A 398-nucleotide genomic window follows, 5' to 3' on the forward strand; every position below is an offset into this window, starting at 1 on the left:
GGCAAGGACGAGGACGAGGAGCCCACCACCCTCGCCGAGGCGGTCAAGCGCAACGCCGCCGAGGTCGAGGACAAGCACGGCGTCCCCCTCGAGGTCGTCGTCGTGGGCGACTGCCCCCTGGACGAGAAGATCGGCGCGCAGATGCAGGCCGCGAGAGAAGCGATGGTCAACGCCGCCAAGTACGGTGGCGAGGGCGGCGCGGTCCAGGTCTACGCGGAGGTCGAGGGGAGGACGGTGTTCGTGTCCGTCCGGGACCGCGGTCCCGGGTTCGACCTCGACTCGATACCCGCCGACCGCATGGGCGTCAGAGAATCGATCATCGGCCGCATGGAACGCAACGGCGGCACGGCGCGGCTGCGCGCGGTGCCGGACGGCGGCACGGAGGTCGAGCTGGAGAT

The 398-nt window shown here is 70.9% G+C and carries 1 protein-coding gene; it reads left to right on the forward strand.

What is annotated here, in order from left to right:
* The coding region (locus LPA54_RS41140) for an ATP-binding protein (protein WP_228985501.1) at positions 1 to 398 on the forward strand (398 nt) is incomplete at both ends.

Origin of the sequence: Streptomyces sp. DH12 (assembly GCF_020873895.1) — a bacterium.
Lineage (GTDB): Bacteria > Actinomycetota > Actinomycetes > Streptomycetales > Streptomycetaceae > Streptomyces.